This is a genomic window from Vibrio sp. 16, from assembly GCF_963681195.1.
In the GTDB taxonomy this organism is placed as follows: Bacteria; Pseudomonadota; Gammaproteobacteria; order Enterobacterales; family Vibrionaceae; genus Vibrio; species Vibrio sinaloensis_D.
On record NZ_OY808997.1, the window covers coordinates 1,471,757 to 1,487,831 of the forward strand.

The 16,075-nt window shown below is 46.2% G+C and carries 13 protein-coding genes; 4 read left to right on the forward strand and 9 right to left on the reverse strand.

Features of this window, described 5'->3' with window-relative positions; genetic code table 11:
• The first annotated feature begins 47 nt into the window (after positions 1-47).
• A complete protein-coding gene (locus tag U9J37_RS06495; RefSeq protein ID WP_005474884.1) occupies positions 48-629 on the forward strand; it encodes a Maf family protein in 582 nt (193 codons plus the stop codon).
• Between the two features lie 60 nt (positions 630-689).
• On the opposite strand, the gene rluC is transcribed toward U9J37_RS06495, so the two are convergent.
• Positions 690-1,634 (reverse strand): 23S rRNA pseudouridine(955/2504/2580) synthase RluC, encoded by a 945-nt coding sequence (gene rluC, locus U9J37_RS06500; RefSeq protein WP_005474911.1) that lies wholly within the window; start codon positions 1,632-1,634, stop codon positions 690-692.
• 572 nt (positions 1,635-2,206) lie between these two features.
• Between rluC and rne the strand changes: the two genes are divergently transcribed.
• Positions 2,207-5,206, forward strand: a complete 3,000-nt coding sequence (rne, locus tag U9J37_RS06505) for a ribonuclease E (RefSeq protein ID WP_043887257.1) — start codon at positions 2,207-2,209, stop codon at positions 5,204-5,206.
• A 319-nt stretch (positions 5,207-5,525) separates the two neighbouring features.
• Positions 5,526-7,085 carry a SulP family inorganic anion transporter gene (locus tag U9J37_RS06510; protein ID WP_322414042.1) on the forward strand — a complete coding sequence of 520 codons (1,560 nt, stop codon included), beginning with the start codon at positions 5,526-5,528 and terminating at the stop codon, positions 7,083-7,085.
• Between the two features lie 67 nt (positions 7,086-7,152).
• Here the strand turns inward: U9J37_RS06510 and rnd are convergent, their stop codons facing one another.
• The 8 genes from rnd to U9J37_RS06550 all read right to left on the reverse strand — a co-directional run bounded on the left by rnd (position 7,153) and on the right by U9J37_RS06550 (position 14,935).
• A complete protein-coding gene (gene rnd / locus U9J37_RS06515; protein WP_043887260.1) occupies positions 7,153-8,268 on the reverse strand; it encodes a ribonuclease D in 1,116 nt (371 codons plus the stop codon).
• A 155-nt stretch (positions 8,269-8,423) separates the two neighbouring features.
• The gene (fadD, locus tag U9J37_RS06520) at positions 8,424-10,118 is read right to left on the reverse strand and encodes a long-chain-fatty-acid--CoA ligase FadD (protein ID WP_038134066.1); all 1,695 of its coding nucleotides are present in this window, start codon (positions 10,116-10,118) and stop codon (positions 8,424-8,426) included.
• 111 nt (positions 10,119-10,229) lie between these two features.
• A complete protein-coding gene (locus U9J37_RS06525) occupies positions 10,230-11,087 on the reverse strand; it encodes an alpha/beta fold hydrolase (protein WP_005474851.1) in 858 nt (285 codons plus the stop codon).
• Positions 11,084-11,635, reverse strand: a complete 552-nt coding sequence (locus U9J37_RS06530; protein ID WP_043887261.1) for a Slp family lipoprotein — start codon at positions 11,633-11,635, stop codon at positions 11,084-11,086. The genes U9J37_RS06525 and U9J37_RS06530 overlap by 4 nt, the downstream gene beginning before the upstream one ends.
• Before the next feature lie 19 nt (positions 11,636-11,654).
• On the reverse strand, positions 11,655-11,957 hold the full coding sequence (locus tag U9J37_RS06535) for a hypothetical protein (RefSeq protein ID WP_038134058.1): 303 nt from the start codon (positions 11,955-11,957) through the stop codon (positions 11,655-11,657).
• A gap of 29 nt (positions 11,958-11,986) precedes the next feature.
• Positions 11,987-12,688 (reverse strand): tRNA (adenosine(37)-N6)-threonylcarbamoyltransferase complex dimerization subunit type 1 TsaB, encoded by a 702-nt coding sequence (tsaB, locus tag U9J37_RS06540; RefSeq protein ID WP_005474867.1) that lies wholly within the window; start codon positions 12,686-12,688, stop codon positions 11,987-11,989.
• A gap of 12 nt (positions 12,689-12,700) precedes the next feature.
• The gene (locus U9J37_RS06545; protein WP_005474893.1) at positions 12,701-14,629 is read right to left on the reverse strand and encodes a DNA repair helicase YoaA; all 1,929 of its coding nucleotides are present in this window, start codon (positions 14,627-14,629) and stop codon (positions 12,701-12,703) included.
• Between the two features lie 105 nt (positions 14,630-14,734).
• The gene (locus U9J37_RS06550; RefSeq protein ID WP_005474901.1) at positions 14,735-14,935 is read right to left on the reverse strand and encodes a hypothetical protein; all 201 of its coding nucleotides are present in this window, start codon (positions 14,933-14,935) and stop codon (positions 14,735-14,737) included.
• Positions 14,936-15,187: 252 nt separating this feature from the next.
• Between U9J37_RS06550 and purU the strand changes: the two genes are divergently transcribed.
• Positions 15,188-16,021 (forward strand): formyltetrahydrofolate deformylase, encoded by an 834-nt coding sequence (gene purU / locus U9J37_RS06555; RefSeq protein ID WP_005474869.1) that lies wholly within the window; start codon positions 15,188-15,190, stop codon positions 16,019-16,021.
• Positions 16,022-16,075: the final 54 nt, after the last annotated feature.

A 16,075-nucleotide genomic window follows, 5' to 3' on the forward strand; every position in this document is an offset into this window, starting at 1 on the left:
AATATCGATTAAGCTCACACTAACCCGCTGTTAGATTGTAAATTAAAATGCCAAATTACCAACTAGTTTTAGCCTCTACCTCGCCGTATCGCGCCCAACTGCTCAATAAACTTGCAGTTCCATTTGTTACAGCTAGCCCTGATTTCGATGAAACGCCGTTAGATAACGAAACACCTTTTGAGCTCGTCAAACGCTTAGCCATAGGCAAAGCGAACTCCTGTCAAACACCACAAGCAAGCTTGGTTATTGGCAGCGATCAAGTCTGCGTTATCGATGGAAAAATTATCGGTAAGCCTCATACTCGTGAAAAGGCTATCGAGCAATTAACTCAACAAAGCGGGAAGTCTATACAGTTTTTTACTGGGCTAGCCGTTTATAACAGTGTTTCGGGTGAAACGCAGGCTCTGGTCGATACATTTACCGTCCATTTTCGTTCCCTCTCTCAACACCAAATAGAAAGCTATGTTGATAAAGAGGAACCTTTTAACTGCGCTGGCAGCTTTAAAAGTGAGGGCTTAGGTATTGCGCTTTTTGAAAGACTTGAGGGCAAAGATCCCAACACCTTAGTCGGCTTACCTCTTATAGACCTGATCGATATGCTAGAGAAGCAAGGGCTAAACATACTCTAGGGTAAAGAAAAGGGCTGACGCCTTGCGTCAGCCCTTGATGAATCGAGCTAATTACTTTGTCTATAGCTTTCGCAATCCTGCCAACACTCGTTCAAGCTTCGCTTCCATAGGTGCGTTGATTTCCATCCATTCATCGTTGGACGGATGTTGGAACTTGATATTGGCCGCGTGTAGGAACAAACGATCCAACCCCACCTTACCCGTGTAGGCATCGAAACGTCTGTCACCATAACGATCATCCCAAGCGATCGGATGACCCGTGTATTGAGTATGTACTCGGATTTGGTGTGTGCGGCCCGTAATTGGACTCGCTTGAACAAGCGTTGCATCCGAAAACTTCTCGATGATTTTAAATCGAGTTTCCGACGCTTTGCCATTTGGGTTAACGCGGACAATGCTGTTTACTTCATTTTTTAACAGAGGCGCGTTAACAACCTTACAGCTGCTCTTCCATTGCCCCATGACCAAAGCAAAGTAAAACTTCTTCACCGTTTTCTCTCTGAACTGCGCTTGCAAATGGCGCAGAGCAGAACGCTTTTTAGCCACCAACAAAATACCTGAAGTATCACGGTCAATACGATGCACGAGTTCAAGAAAACGCGCTTTAGGGCGTAACGCGCGCAGAGCTTCAATGGCGCCAAACTTAAGCCCACTGCCGCCATGCACCGCCGTTCCCGATGGTTTATTCAATATGAGCATATGATCGTCTTCATAAATAATCATATGCTCTAGTTCTGCAACCTTGTTTAGTTTGGTGCTCGGGGCAATTTCGTCGGTTTTTTCTTCCATCGTTACCGGTGGAATGCGGACTAAATCCCCAGCTTGAAGCTTATATTCTGCTTTGACGCGTTTTTTGTTTACACGCACTTCTCCCTTACGCAAGATTCGATAAACCATGCTTTTAGGGATACTTTTCAATTGGTTGCGTAAGAAATTATCAATACGCTGACCTGCCATGTCGTCGTCAATATCGACAAACTGGACTTTTGTTCTTATTTCGCTCATGCGGTTATTCTATCACTCAAAGTTGCGTGATTTCACATTTTCTTCGCAACAAACTGGAATTTCACTCGATAAGAATGAGTTCAAATTCTACTCCGAATAAAAATCCACCAATTTAATTACAATTTTCAAAAAACTGGCTGTTAGCGCTTCCAAAACAGATACTTATGAAAAATAAAAACAGCTTTTTTAGCGTTTTATTATAAAGCAGATTGCTGAGTTTATTGGGTACTGCTATAGTTCACACCTGCAATAAAGGATTCGGTTGCATTTTAATCAAACCCAATCATTTTAAAGCAAGTTAAATGAGTAGCTCGCTAATTTACCAAAATGCCGCACACGGCGTAAGACATTTTCGAAACTAGCAAATCTTGTTGCCCTACTCATAACTCATTCACGTTGAGTATTTACCGCCAACTATGCGGCTCACAAGCGATCAAATAGCTTGTGAGGCTGAAGTGCCCCAGAGCATCCCTCCAGCCGGGAGGCTGCAACGTAATAAGCCATGGGATCAGGCACCGTGAAAGAGAAAAACGGCAACAAGAAAAACAAAAAAATGACAACGAGATTTATCAATGAAAAGAATGTTAATCAACGCGACTCAAAAAGAAGAGTTGCGTGTCGCTTTGGTTGATGGCCAGCGACTTTTCGATCTAGATATCGAAAGTCCAGGTCATGAATCGAAAAAAGCGAATATCTACAAAGGACGTATCACCCGCATCGAACCAAGTCTAGAAGCAGCCTTCGTTGACTACGGTGCAGAAAGACACGGTTTCCTCCCTCTTAAAGAAATTGCCCGCGAATACTTCCCTGAAGGATACACATATCAAGGCCGTCCTAGCATTAAAGAAGTGCTAACCGAAGGCCAAGAAGTGATCGTACAAGTCGAAAAAGAAGAACGTGGCAGCAAAGGCGCTGCACTTACAACGTTTATTTCTCTTGCGGGTAGCTACCTTGTTCTTATGCCTAACAACCCTCGAGCTGGCGGTATTTCTCGTCGTATCGAAGGTGATGAGCGCACACAGCTGAAAGCTGCATTAAGTACTCTAGAACTGCCTCAAGGCATGGGTCTAATCGTACGTACTGCTGGCGTAGGCAAGAGCGCAGAAGAGCTAGAGTGGGATTTGAATGTACTCCTTAACCATTGGGGTGCGATCAAGCAAGCATCAGACTCAAATGCGGCGCCTTTCTTGATTCACCAAGAAAGTAACGTCATTGTTCGTGCTATCCGAGACTACCTACGTCGTGATATCGGCGAAATCCTTATCGACAGCAACACAATTTACGAGCGCGCACTTGAGCACATCCGCCTTGTTCGCCCAGACTTCGTGAACCGTGTTAAGAAATACGACGGTGAAGTACCACTCTTTAGCCACTACCAAATCGAAAGCCAAATCGAATCTGCTTTCCAACGTGAAGTTCGCCTTCCTTCTGGTGGCTCAATCGTTATCGACCCAACAGAAGCGCTGACTTCTATTGATATCAACTCCGCTCGCGCAACAAAGGGTGGTGATATCGAAGAAACGGCTTTAAACACAAACCTTGAAGCAGCCGATGAAATTGCTCGTCAGCTACGTCTTCGTGACTTAGGTGGTCTAGTTGTTATCGACTTTATCGATATGACGCCAGTTCGCCACCAACGTGAAGTTGAAAACCGTCTGCGTGATGCCGTCCGTATGGATCGTGCACGCGTACAAATTGGCCGTATTTCTCGCTTTGGCTTGCTTGAAATGTCACGCCAACGCCTAAGCCCTTCTCTTGCGGAAGCAAGTCACCATATCTGTCCTCGCTGTACAGGTACTGGTGTGGTTCGTGATAACGAATCATTAGCGCTTTCTGTTCTTCGTTTAATCGAAGAAGAGGCATTGAAAGACAATACTGCGCAAGTTTTGGCTGTAGTGCCTGTTCCAATCGCTTCTTACCTTCTCAATGAAAAGCGTCGTTCAGTGAACCACATCGAACGTACACAAGAAGTTAAGATCACGGTTGTTCCAAACTCAGAGATGGAAACGCCTCACTTCGACGTAATCCGTGTTCGTGAAGGTGAAGAGTTCGATCTGCTGTCTTACCTACTTCCTAAGAAACTGGAAGCAATGAAAGAAGCTGAAGGTCGTGAAGTGTCAGAAGTAGACGCGAAACCAAAGAAACTGGAAGAACCGGTTCTTAAAGGCTTCGCATCTCCGGCTCAATCTGCGCCAACACCGCCTAAACCAACGCCTAAAGCAAAAGAAAGCAAACCTGCTATTGCTGAAGAATCGAAACCTGGTTTAGTAAGCCGCTTCTTCAAAGCGCTCGGTAGTTTCCTATTTGGCTCAGGTGCTGAAGAAGAAAAGGTTGAAGAGAAACAGGCAAAATCGGATAAGAAGGACGGCCAACGCAACAATCGCAACCGTCGAAATCGTAACGATAACCGTCGCCGTAATTCTCGCGACAACCGTAACGAAAACCGTAAAGATAATCGCGACGATAAACGTGATAACAAGCGTAAGCCTCAATCACGTGATGAAGCGACAAGCGATAACAAACAAACCAACGACCGCAAGCAACAAAACCGTAAGCCTAAGCAAGATCGCCGTAACAAGCGTGACGAAGTGAAGACAAACACCAAAGTTGCTGAAGAAGGTCTAAAACTCGCATCTGAAGCACAGCAAGCTGAAAAGCCAAACCGTGCAGAAGAAAAAACGGCTAAAGTTAAAGAGCGTCGTCAACGTCGTAAGCTGAATAAGCAAGTTCGCGTTAAAGACCAGCAGAAAGCGCAAGCAGAAGCAGTCGAAGACGTGAAACAGGTGCAGGCGGAATCAGTCGCCGAAACTGTCGAGCAAGCGGTAGAAGCAGTGGCTTCGGAAGAAGAGCAACAGCCGAAGCAACGTCGCAACCGTCGTTCTCCGCGTCACCTACGTGCAAGTGGTCAACGTCGTCGTCGCGGTCGCGATCGTCGCCCTAACCCATTCCGTCTACGTAAAGGTGGGGTTGCGTCTCCAGAAATGGCAATGGGTAAAGTTATGCCAAGCTATGGCATCACGAAGCCGACACGCAAACCGAAGAAACAACACGCTACTGAAGACACTCAAGTGGCACTTGGCGGTTTTGCTTGCCCTGAAATGGCGATGGGTAAAGTGATCGTGCGTCGTGAGCAACCTGTAGTTGAAGTAGAAGTTGCGCCAATCGTAGAACAACCAAGTGTTGAGGCACCAGTGGTTGAAGTACCTGTCGTTGAAACGCCTGTTGAGAACGAAGCTGTGAGTATTGCTCCAGAGCAGGTTGAAGAAACCGTCGAAGTGATTGCGGAAGCAGTGGCAACTGTGAACTCTGAACAAGCTGAAGCTCCTGTTAAAGAGCAAGAAGCAGAGGTTGAAGAGCATCAGGCTGCTAAGGAAGAGACTGAAATCGTCGTTCCAGCATTCAAAGGACACGCTTCTGCGCCAATGGCAAAAGCACCAGGAACATCAGAGCTAAAAGAGATCACTGTTAACGCAGCGCCTCTACGCACTGAACGTTACCAGTCGAAAGGTGCCGGAAGCCAAGTTGCTCGCAACCAAGCGGGTGCAGCGATGGCTAAGCCACAAAGCTACTAATTTAGTACTCGAACAAGTACTCAAACGAAACAGCTCCTATACTAGGGGCTGTTTTTTTATGTGTAAAAGTCATCACGACTACGTATCTGTTATTAATCACAAATATTAGTCAATATAGGGTTCATTCTTGAACTTAATCACACTTTTCGGTAGCATTCGCCGACTCGAACTGAATTCTGCTCATATCGCTATATCTAACTAGCGGCGTTTACGCTGAGCAATAGCTTTAAACACTCTGCTCTTTTACATTGCATTTTACTTGGTGCTCACTAAAGCTTAATTCAGACTCCTTCTACACACTTAGCAAAACTGAGTAAGCATGTTTGAATTTCCACAATTTTCTAAGCACTCCGTCAAAAACGATGTGCTCTCTGGTCTAACGGTTGCGTTAGCACTGGTTCCTGAAGCGGTTGCATTCGCATTCGTTGCAGGCGTTGACCCTATGGTCGGCTTATACGCTGCCTTCATCGTTGGTTTAATCACCTCAATCTTTGGTGGTCGCCCAGGTATGATCTCTGGTGCAACAGGTGCAATGGCCGTTGTTATGGTTTCATTGGTCGCAACTCACGGTGTTCAATACTTGTTTGCCGCTATCTTACTCGCAGGTATCCTCCAAGTTGCTGCTGGTCTATTTAAGCTTGGTAAGTTCATCCGCATTGTTCCGCACCCTGTAATGATTGGTTTCGTGAACGGTTTAGCTATTGTTATCTTCCTTGCGCAGCTTGGCCAATTTAAAGCGCCGGATCTAACGGGTGCATTGACATGGCTACCGTCTGACCAAATGGTGCTGATGCTAGGTCTGGTTGCACTCACCATGGCGATTATTCACTTCTTACCTAAGTTTACTACTGCCGTTCCATCGTCACTTGTAGCGATTGTCACCGTCACGGCATTGGTTGTTGGTTTGGATCTTGAAACGCGCACCGTTGTCGATTTCCTACGCACGATGTCAGGCGATGAAGCCGCGACACTCGCGGGCTCACTACCGACTTTCTCAATTCCAGCTGTTCCATTTACATTTGAAACGCTGCAAATCATCCTTCCGTACGCCATTATCTTGGCTGCGATTGGCTTGATTGAATCTCTACTGACGCTTACTGTTCTCGACGAAATGACTAACACGCGTGGTCAATCTAACCGTGAGTGTATCGGTCAAGGTATGGCTAACATGACCTGTTCAGTCTTTGGCGCTATGGGTGGTTGTGCGATGATTGGTCAGTCAATGATCAACGTTAACTCAGGTGGTCGTGGTCGACTTTCAGGTATTGTTGCTGCCGTTGCTCTGTTGATGTTCATTTTGTTTGCTTCATCTCTCATTGAAATGATTCCTCTGGCTGCACTAGTGGGCGTGATGTTCATGGTGGTTATCGGTACATTTGAATGGGCAACCTTCAAACTTGCTCGCCGAGTGCCAAAACAAGACTTCTTCGTTATCGTCCTGGTGACGGTTGTAACCGTTCTGACTGATTTAGCAGTCGCTGTTTTCGTTGGTGTTATCGCATCTGCACTAATGTTTGCTTGGCAACATGCAAAACACATCTACGCTGACACATGTATCAACGAAGAGGGTTCAAAAGAGTATAAGATTCACGGTCCTGTATTCTTTGGTTCTGTTGCAAACTTCCTTGAGATCTTTGATGCTCACAAAGACCCTGTAGACGTTATTGTTGACTTTGCCGACTCGCGTGTCACCGACCACTCAGCGATCGAAGCAATTGAAACCCTAGCCGAACGTTACGCTGCACAGGGCAAAACGTTACACCTTCGCCACTTGAGCCCAGATTGCCGTAAACTACTCGACAAAGCAGGTAGCCTAGTGGAAATCAATGTCAAAGAAGATCCTAGCTATAAAGTCGCAACCGACGTACTTGCAGGCTAACTCGAACAATTGTAAAAAAGGGCTTCCATTTGGAAGCCCTTTTTATTTCTGCATTAACTAACGGAAGCTACAGCAGTTTATTGAGTTTCTCCCCAACTAACTGTAAACGCCATCCCTGCATCACATCGGGAAGTTTTGCGGGGTCTCTGTCCTTCTTCCACACCCAACTAATGACTTGATTGAGCTGCTTCTTTGATGCAATAAATTCGGTCGCTAAACCAGAAGCCTGGGAGGCATGCTTCACTTCATCTTTCAGAACTTTGAATTTTTGCTTGTAGCCTGGCATGTCCATAAGACGCTCGATTTTCTCTGGGTACTCTTCCGGAGAGATGCCGCGAGCCAATTTTACAATAGAGATGATGCGCGTAGCATGGCGCTGGACTGAACGTGAGTCCATCCCCTCTTGTTCCATTCGCTGGCGATTTTGTAAGCCCAATCTCGCCACGTTCAACAAGTCATTCTCTTTGAAGATAAAATTCAATGCTAAGTCACGACGGACTGCTTCTTTATAACGCCATGTCGCCAGTGGTTTTAGTATTGCTAACTCACGTGGTTTTAGCTGCCAAGCCCCCTTGACATCGAGATAAGCCATCTCAGGATCGGTATTTTTAATGCGCTTAGCGGCCAAAAGGTCACTCTCTTGTTGAGCGGCTTCCCACCAGCCAGCTTCTGTTACTGCATTCAATAATTTTTCATACAGTGGCAACAGGTAGAACACATCTGCTGCGGCATAATCTAGCTGCTTGTCGGTTAACGGGCGAGCTAACCAATCGGTTCGCGACTCACTTTTATCCAGTTCAACCTGCAAATAGTGTTCAACTAACGAAGCAAACCCTGTCGACAGACCGTGCCCCAAAAATGCAGCCATGACTTGTGTGTCAACCATAGGATATGGCAAGCAGCCGAAACTGTTTTGAAAGACTTCGAGATCCTCACCACAGGCATGAAGCACTTTCAGTACAGAAGTATCTTGCAGCAGTTCAACAAATGGCGTCATCTCATCAAGTTCAGTTGGATCAATGAGGGATAGCTGCTCGCCGTCAAACAACTGAATCAATCCTAACTGTGGATAGAAGGTTCGCGTACGGACAAACTCAGTGTCTAGCATAACCACATCCACTTCTCGTGCTTTTTGACAAACTTGTTTTAGCAGAGCGTTATCGGTAACAATTTGGTAATTCACTAATCTCTCACTTTGGGGTTGATACCAATCTAGATAAGCATCCACCTTATCGTTTATCGCTTGGAAAGTGCTTATTTAGATTGGTATTAAAATGCATAAAAAATGCCGACAGGGTAATGTCGGCATTCTATCATCAATCACATAGCTCTGCTTGATTAGCTTTGTTCAGCTTTCGCTAAGTTGGCATCGTTTTCTTCACGTAAAACACGGCGCAAAATCTTACCCACATTGGTTTTTGGTAGATCTTCTTTGAACTCCACCAACTTAGGTACTTTGTAGCCTGTCAAATGTTGACGACAGTGAGCAATCACTTCATCTTTAGTAAGGCTAGGATCGCGCTTAACAACGTAGATCTTAACAATCTCACCAGACACTTCATGAGGTTGACCAATCGCCGCAACTTCAAGCACTTTGCCATGAAGCGCTACCACATCTTCAATCTCATTTGGATACACATTGAAGCCCGATACCAAAATCATATCTTTCTTACGGTCAACAATGTGGATCAAGCCTTCTTCATCAAACTTGACGATATCGCCTGTTGATAGCCAACCTTCCGCATTAATGACTTCTTTGGTTGCTTCTGGACGTTGCCAGTAACCTTGCATAACCTGAGGACCACGTACTTGAAGCTCACCTACTTCTGTATTTGGCAGTGGGTTACCTTCATCATCGACAATTCGTACTTCTGTGGATGGGACAGGCAAACCAATCGCACCCGTGTAGTCAGTCAAGTCGTATGGGTTGCCCGTGACCAGAGGCGAACACTCTGTTAATCCGTACCCTTCAAGCAGGTGCACACCTGTGGTCTTCTTCCACTGGTCGGCGACTGCACGCTGAACGGCCATACCACCACCTACAGCCAGCTTTAAGTTACTAAAGTTAAGCTCATGGAAATCCTCGTTGTTGACTAAGGCGTTGAACAAGGTATTAACCCCCGTAACCGCAGTAAATGGGTATTTCTGGAGTTCTTTGACAAAACCAGGAATGTCACGTGGGTTAGTGATGAGTAGATTTTGCCCACCCATTTCAATAAACAGCAAACAGTTTACTGTCAAAGCAAAGACGTGATACAGCGGCAAAGCGGTGACCACCAGCTCGCGCCCTTCAGACAATACAGGGCCATAGGCGCCTTTCGCTTGCATGACGTTGGCAATCATATTGCGATGGGTCAAAATCGCCCCCTTCGCTACGCCGGTTGTTCCGCCTGTGTATTGGAGAAAGGCAATGTCATCACCTGACATAAAGGGTTTCACGTACTGAAGACGGCGCCCTTTATGCAGAGCTTTACGCATCGAGATAGCACCCGGCAGATCGTATTTTGGCACCATGCCTTTAACGTATTTCACCACGAAGTCGACGATGGTTCCTTTTGCTCGCGGTAACATCTGACCCAAACTCGTGAGTACCACGTGTTTTACTTGCGTGTTATCAACGATTTGTTCCAGCGTATTGGCGAAGTTGGACACAATAACAATCGCCGTTGCACCTGAGTCGTTAAGTTGATGCTCTAGCTCTCGAGGGGTATACAGTGGGTTTACGTTAACGGCTATCAAACCTGCGCGTAAAACACCAAATAACGCCACTGGGTATTGCAGTAGGTTTGGCATCATTAGGGCAACTCGGTCGCCTTTTTGCAATTTCAAATCGTTTTGCAGATATGCGGCAAAGGCGCGGCTGCGTTCTTCCAGTTTACGGAAGGTCATTACCGACCCCATATTTGTAAATGCTGGTTGGTCAGCGTACTTCTGTACTGACTGCTCAAACATCTCAACCAAAGATGGATATTGGTCTGGGTTAATGTGCTCTGGCACATCGCTTGGATAACGTGATAGCCAAGGTTTATCCACGGTAATACTCCTCGAAATAAGCTGGCTGAAGCCGATGAAATTGTCTTGTTTTTATCATCCGCTATTACAGCACAGGCGAAGCGCGTGAGCACGAAACACTCAAACACTTGTTTAAATTTTGTTAACTAAGCCAAAAATTAGGTTAGATACTCTAAAAGGTTGTTCTAAGTGGCAATGATGACCGCCCTCAATGACCTCAAACTGAGTCATATCAGAGGCCTCTTGCTGAAAAATAGGCAGATGTGAAAAACCTCGATTGCCCAAAACAACAAGCTGCGGACAAGAGATGTGTTGGCGAATGAACTGTGCATGCTTAAGCGACATTCGATAGAGCGACTGGCTTTGCAACTTAACATCGTGGCGCCAAATCCAATGCTCGCCATGCTGCTCAATGCCTCGCTTTACGACAGGCGCAATCAGGCTTGCCTCAATGTCATTCACTTTCGCGCGTCTTTCTATCGCGTTTTGCAGCGATGTCATCGCTCTTACCGGCTTTTTTCTGATCCGTTGGCGACTTGCAATACCCTCTTTGATCCTGCTAAGCGTATTCTCTTCGGTTTCTGCCAAGGGACCATACCCTTCTATTTGAACTAAACCACTAACCTGCTCTGGGAAGGCGGCACTATAGCAACTTGCAATCAAAGCACCAAGAGAATGCCCCACCAACACTACTCTGTTTGGCGACAAGTTAACCAAAAATTGGTAAATATCGTCTAAATAGTCGTGAAATGGGTAGAAGTTCGCCCCTTTCTTATGCCCAGAAAGACCGTGACCCGGTAAATCGATTGCGCAAAGGTGCAGTTGCGGTTCAAGGTGATGAAGCTCTGCCATAACCGTGGAAAAACTGGCGGCATTGTCCAGCCACCCATGTAAAAAAACGACCGATATGTCGGCCGTTTTGCTGTTACCATACTCAAGGGTCACAATGTCGATATCTTGAATGGCGTACCTTTGTTCTATTGGTGTCATTTCACTTCCTGAATCACCGTTCCTTGTCGGCTGCTATGACGCATCTCTCGACAATAAAGACCACGACATGGGTAAAGATAACTGTCTACTTCCTGAATCCTAACCCGCTCTTCGATTCGCCATAAATGAAAACCTTGCACTTGCATCACGGGGAAAGCGTACTCATAGTCACCCACTGCGCCTTGTTCGGTCCCAATGCTTTGACCTAACAGAGTGATCAAACGCCCCTGTGCAAGAGACGCTGGCTCGGCGTAGCCGTCAATATAGCCAACAAAACGTCCTTGCGGCTCTTGGCTGATATCTGGCTTTCCGTTTGAACTTATCGGCAAGTTAACCACTTCGACACGTGTTTTGCTTTGTAGATTCGTCACTTTGGCGATGACGCCACCTAAACGCACATCTCCACTCGCAGTGGGCTTGGATTGCCAAACTGTATAATCACTAACAAGTTGAGGGTCTTCAGATTTCAAGTTTTCGGGCAAGGTACTGCACGCACTTAGCAGTAATAGAGAGATCACGACAAAAAGGCTGCGGGAAAAAACTGTCATACGTTGTGGACCTTTGAAGCTAGATGTAAATATCGACACCAAGCATTTGTGATAGTTCATCGCGTTTAGCTTGGTGCATGACATTCATATACTCTTCCATTGCCTTACGACTTCGTCCTTCGGGAAGATCATATTGGATTTGCGCTTTGTGTACTTCAGATTCGGAGACATGACGGATAGTTTGAGCAACAGCATTCGCCACCTTAGATGGCTGGCCCACAGGCTCTTTTTGCTGCGCTTTTTTTACCTCGTTCTTCTTGTTTGCCTTGTTGGCCTTATTAGGACCTGGCAATGAAGGAGGTAAACCATTTATTGATACCATACTATCCGCCTATCGCCGTTTAATCGCGGTTATTCGCGCCCTGGCAACTTCTTCCATGCTACCGTGTCACGCAAGTACGTTGGACTTGCCGCTTCCGCTTCAACCGTATTGCCCTTCGCTAACTCAAACTGAGCAAGATAGACGATATCTTCAGCGTCTGGGAATAACACATCCCCTTCCTCAGTTTTAAACTGGAGCCCTTCTAGCTCTTTTTGATAAGCCGCCCAGCCCGTACCTGCCGTGCGCCAAAGCTGTTCATCGGCTGTACTATTCTCGGCTAGCACGCTCGGTGGAACGACGCATTCGGCATCAACTGGCGACCAAGTGCCATCTTCTTGACGGGCAAATCGTCCCCAGTACACTTCGCTCATACGCGCATCTATGGCGCACGCTACGTGCTCTGCACCATGTTTACGGTAGCTGCCTTGAGCCATCGCTTCCAGTGTCGATACACCAATCATCGGTAAATCCGCACCAAACGCTAAACCTTGTGCAATACCGATGCCAATGCGAACACCTGTAAAGCTACCTGGGCCACGACCATACGCCAGAGCATCAAGTTCGGCCAACGCCACACCCGCTTCTTTCAAGACTTCATCCACCATGGGTAGAATTTTTTTAGTGTGGTCTCGTGGTGCAACTTCGCTTCTAACATACACCTTGTCATCAACTAAAAGCGCTACAGAGCAGTTCTCTGTAGCCGTATCTAGGGCAAGAATTTTTGCGCTCATTGAAATCTCTAACTATTCGTTGGTTGTTTCTGAAATCTGTTCAAGAAAGTGCTCGACCAATGATAAATCCCGAGTCCTTGGGATAGGCGGTAAGCTCGATAAGAACACGCTACCATAATCTCTTGTGACCAAACGGTTGTCACAAATGATCAGCGCCCCTTTGTCTTTCTTGTCTCGTATTAGTCGCCCGACACCCTGCTTCAACGTAATAACTGCGTCAGGTATTTGTACCTGAGCAAACGGATCGCCCCCTTTCAGTTGGCAATCTTCAATACGCGCTTTGAGCAATGGGTCATCAGGCGCTGTAAATGGTAATTTGTCGATAATAACACAGCTGAGCGTGTCGCCTCTAACATCAATTCCTTCCCAAAAAGCGCCGGTAGCAACGAGCAAAGCGTTACCTAACTCCATAAACTCTGCCAGTGTTTTCTGTTTACTGGTTTCCCCTTGCATCAAGACAGGCACGCTAAGCTGCTCTCTAAAGCGTTCACCCAGCTCTCTCATCATGCTGTGAGAGGTACACAAGAAGAAACATCGTCCTTGGTTTTTTTCTATCACAGGACTAAGCATGCGCACTAATTTGTCCGCAAGACCAGGGCTATTGGGTTCAGGTAAATAACGCGGTACACAGAGTTTCGCTTGGCTTTGATAGTCAAAGGGACTTGGCAAAGAGAACTGTTTTTCCGGTTTGAGCCCCAAACGTGAGGTGAAATGGCCGAAATCATCATTAACAGCCAGAGTCGCGGAGGTAAATATCCACGCCCCTTGCTTAAGTTCAATCTGCTCATGAAATTTATCCGCGACCGACAGTGGCGTGATATGCAAACTAAAGTGCCTAGGCGTGGTATCAAACCAGTAAGAGTACCCCGTAATGGAGACTTCACACACGCGCGTCAGACGAGCTTGTAAGGTATTGGCTCGTTCAAATGCACTATCAAGCAATTGGCTTCGCCCTAAGGCAAGTTTTAGCACCTCTAACACAAAATCTAACGCTTCACGCAGGCGCTCCATTTCTCTGGCAATATTTGGCGACTGAATCGCCTCTCGCCAGTTACCGCGAAAGCCAGGTTCGCCGAGAATGATCCGCAGATCCATCGCCGTTTGCAGAAGCTTTTCGCCCGCTTTTTGCAACTGGCGCATATCTTTTGCTTCGGTCCGATAGCCAATTTCAATATCTTTACACAGCTCTTGAATTTGGCGACTGGATAACGACTGACCAAAATATTGGCTGGCGATATCAGGCAATTGATGCGCTTCGTCAAACACAAACACATCAGCTTCGGGAATTAGCTCGCCAAAGCCTGTCTCTTTTATCGCTAAATCAGCAAGGAACAAATGGTGATTGACCACCACCACGTCTGCATCCATTGCCTTTTTACGCGCTTTAAGAACAAAGCAGTCTTGATAGCTAGGGCACTCTTTGCCCAAACAGTTGTCATTGGTCGATGTTATCGAAGGGATTATCGGGCTATCTTCCGCAATGGCATCACAGTCACCGAGATCGCCTGTTTTGGTTTCACTCACCCAAGAGCGGACTTTAACAAGCTGGCTGAGCAAGGTTGGATCGGCGGTGTTGCTGTGGCTTTCCACCATTTGCCGACTGAGGCGATCTAAGCAAAGGTAGTTTGATCGCCCTTTCAGCAAAGCCACTTGGCCGTAAAAGCCGAGCGCACTGACCATCAAGGGTAGATCGCGATGATAAAGCTGCTCTTGAAGGTTTTTTGAACCTGTACTGATGATGACTTTTTTACCGCTCATTAGTGCCGGAACAAGGTAGGCGAACGTTTTCCCCGTTCCTGTGCCCGCCTCAACCACTAACTGGCCGTCGGTTTTAATGGCATTTTGTACAGCTTCTGCCATATCGAGCTGAGCCTGACGAGGTTGAAAACCAGGTATGGCTTTGCCAAGCGCGCCGTCTGAAGAAAAGGTTTTTGCGATCATCAATTATCTGTAGGAGCAAATCGTCGGGAGAAGGATTATGGCAGTTTTCAAAGCAACGCGCGAATCCGATTGGATTCGCGCGCATAGAATTAGGATTGAGATCGATTAACGACGATTAAGGTAACGCGATAACCATGCAGGGCCATTAAACTCGTTATGCTCTTCTGTCATCGCTTTTGCCGCTTCCGCAGGCGATGCTTTGTTTTCCCACATTTGATCAAGCAGAGCTTCATCTAAATCTTTATCACCAATGAGCGAACTCACTCTCTCAGAATACAGCTTTCGGGCTAGAAGTTCTTTATCCATAAATACCACCTTAAGACACTCAATAGAGGGATAGCCATTCAACACAAACCTTAACTTTTGAACCAATATAGGCACGAACTCCTCTTGAAAAACTCTCATGGCTGGTTAGCCAAACGATTTAGTCAGATTATTTGTTGAAACCATCTTGATATTAGTTTAATTGTAGCTTTTATAATGCGGGTTACTTCACCGTTCGGAGCCCTGTATAAATTTCAGAAATAAAAAAAAATAATTCACGGAAGTACCAACGAAATGGAAAAGAAAACACTACTGACACACTGCACAGATGCGCCTGGACTGATCTCCAAGATCACTAACATCTGTTACAAGCATCAACTGAATATCATTCATAATAATGAGTTTGTTGATAATACTAGCGGCCACTTCTTCATGCGTACCGAGCTTGAGGGTTACTTCAATGATGAAACTTTCCTTGCTGACCTTGATCAGGCACTGCCCCAAGGTGCAAAGCGCAAATTAATTGGCTCGAACCGCAAACGCATTGTGATTCTGGTTACGAAAGAAGCTCACTGCATCGGCGACATCTTGATGAAAAATTACGATGGCAGTTTGGATGTGGATATCGCTGCGGTTGTCGGTAACTACGACACGCTACAAAGCTTAACGGAAAAGTTTGATATTCCTTACCACCATGTGTCTCATGAAGGTTTGAATCGCGAAGAGCACGAGCAAAAAATGCTGGAAGTGATCGACCAATACCAAGCGGACTACTTAGTGCTAGCTAAGTACATGCGTGTGTTAACGCCTTCATTTGTTGAAAAATATCATCACAAAATCATCAATATTCACCACAGTTTCCTACCTGCGTTTATTGGTGCTAAACCTTACCAACAGGCGTATGAGCGTGGTGTAAAAATCATTGGTGCCACTGCCCACTTCGTAACCAATGACCTTGATGAAGGGCCGATCATCAAGCAGGACGTAATTCCTGTGGATCATAACTTCAGCGCCCAAGACATGGCGCAAGCAGGCCGAGACGTTGAGAAAAACGTGCTCAGCAAAGCGCTTAACAAGGTGCTCAATGACCATGTGTTTGTCTACGGCAACAAAACCGTCATTTTGTAAAAACATGCAGAAAAAAGAAGACCTCCATCCGGAGGTCTTCTTTTTTCGTACTTG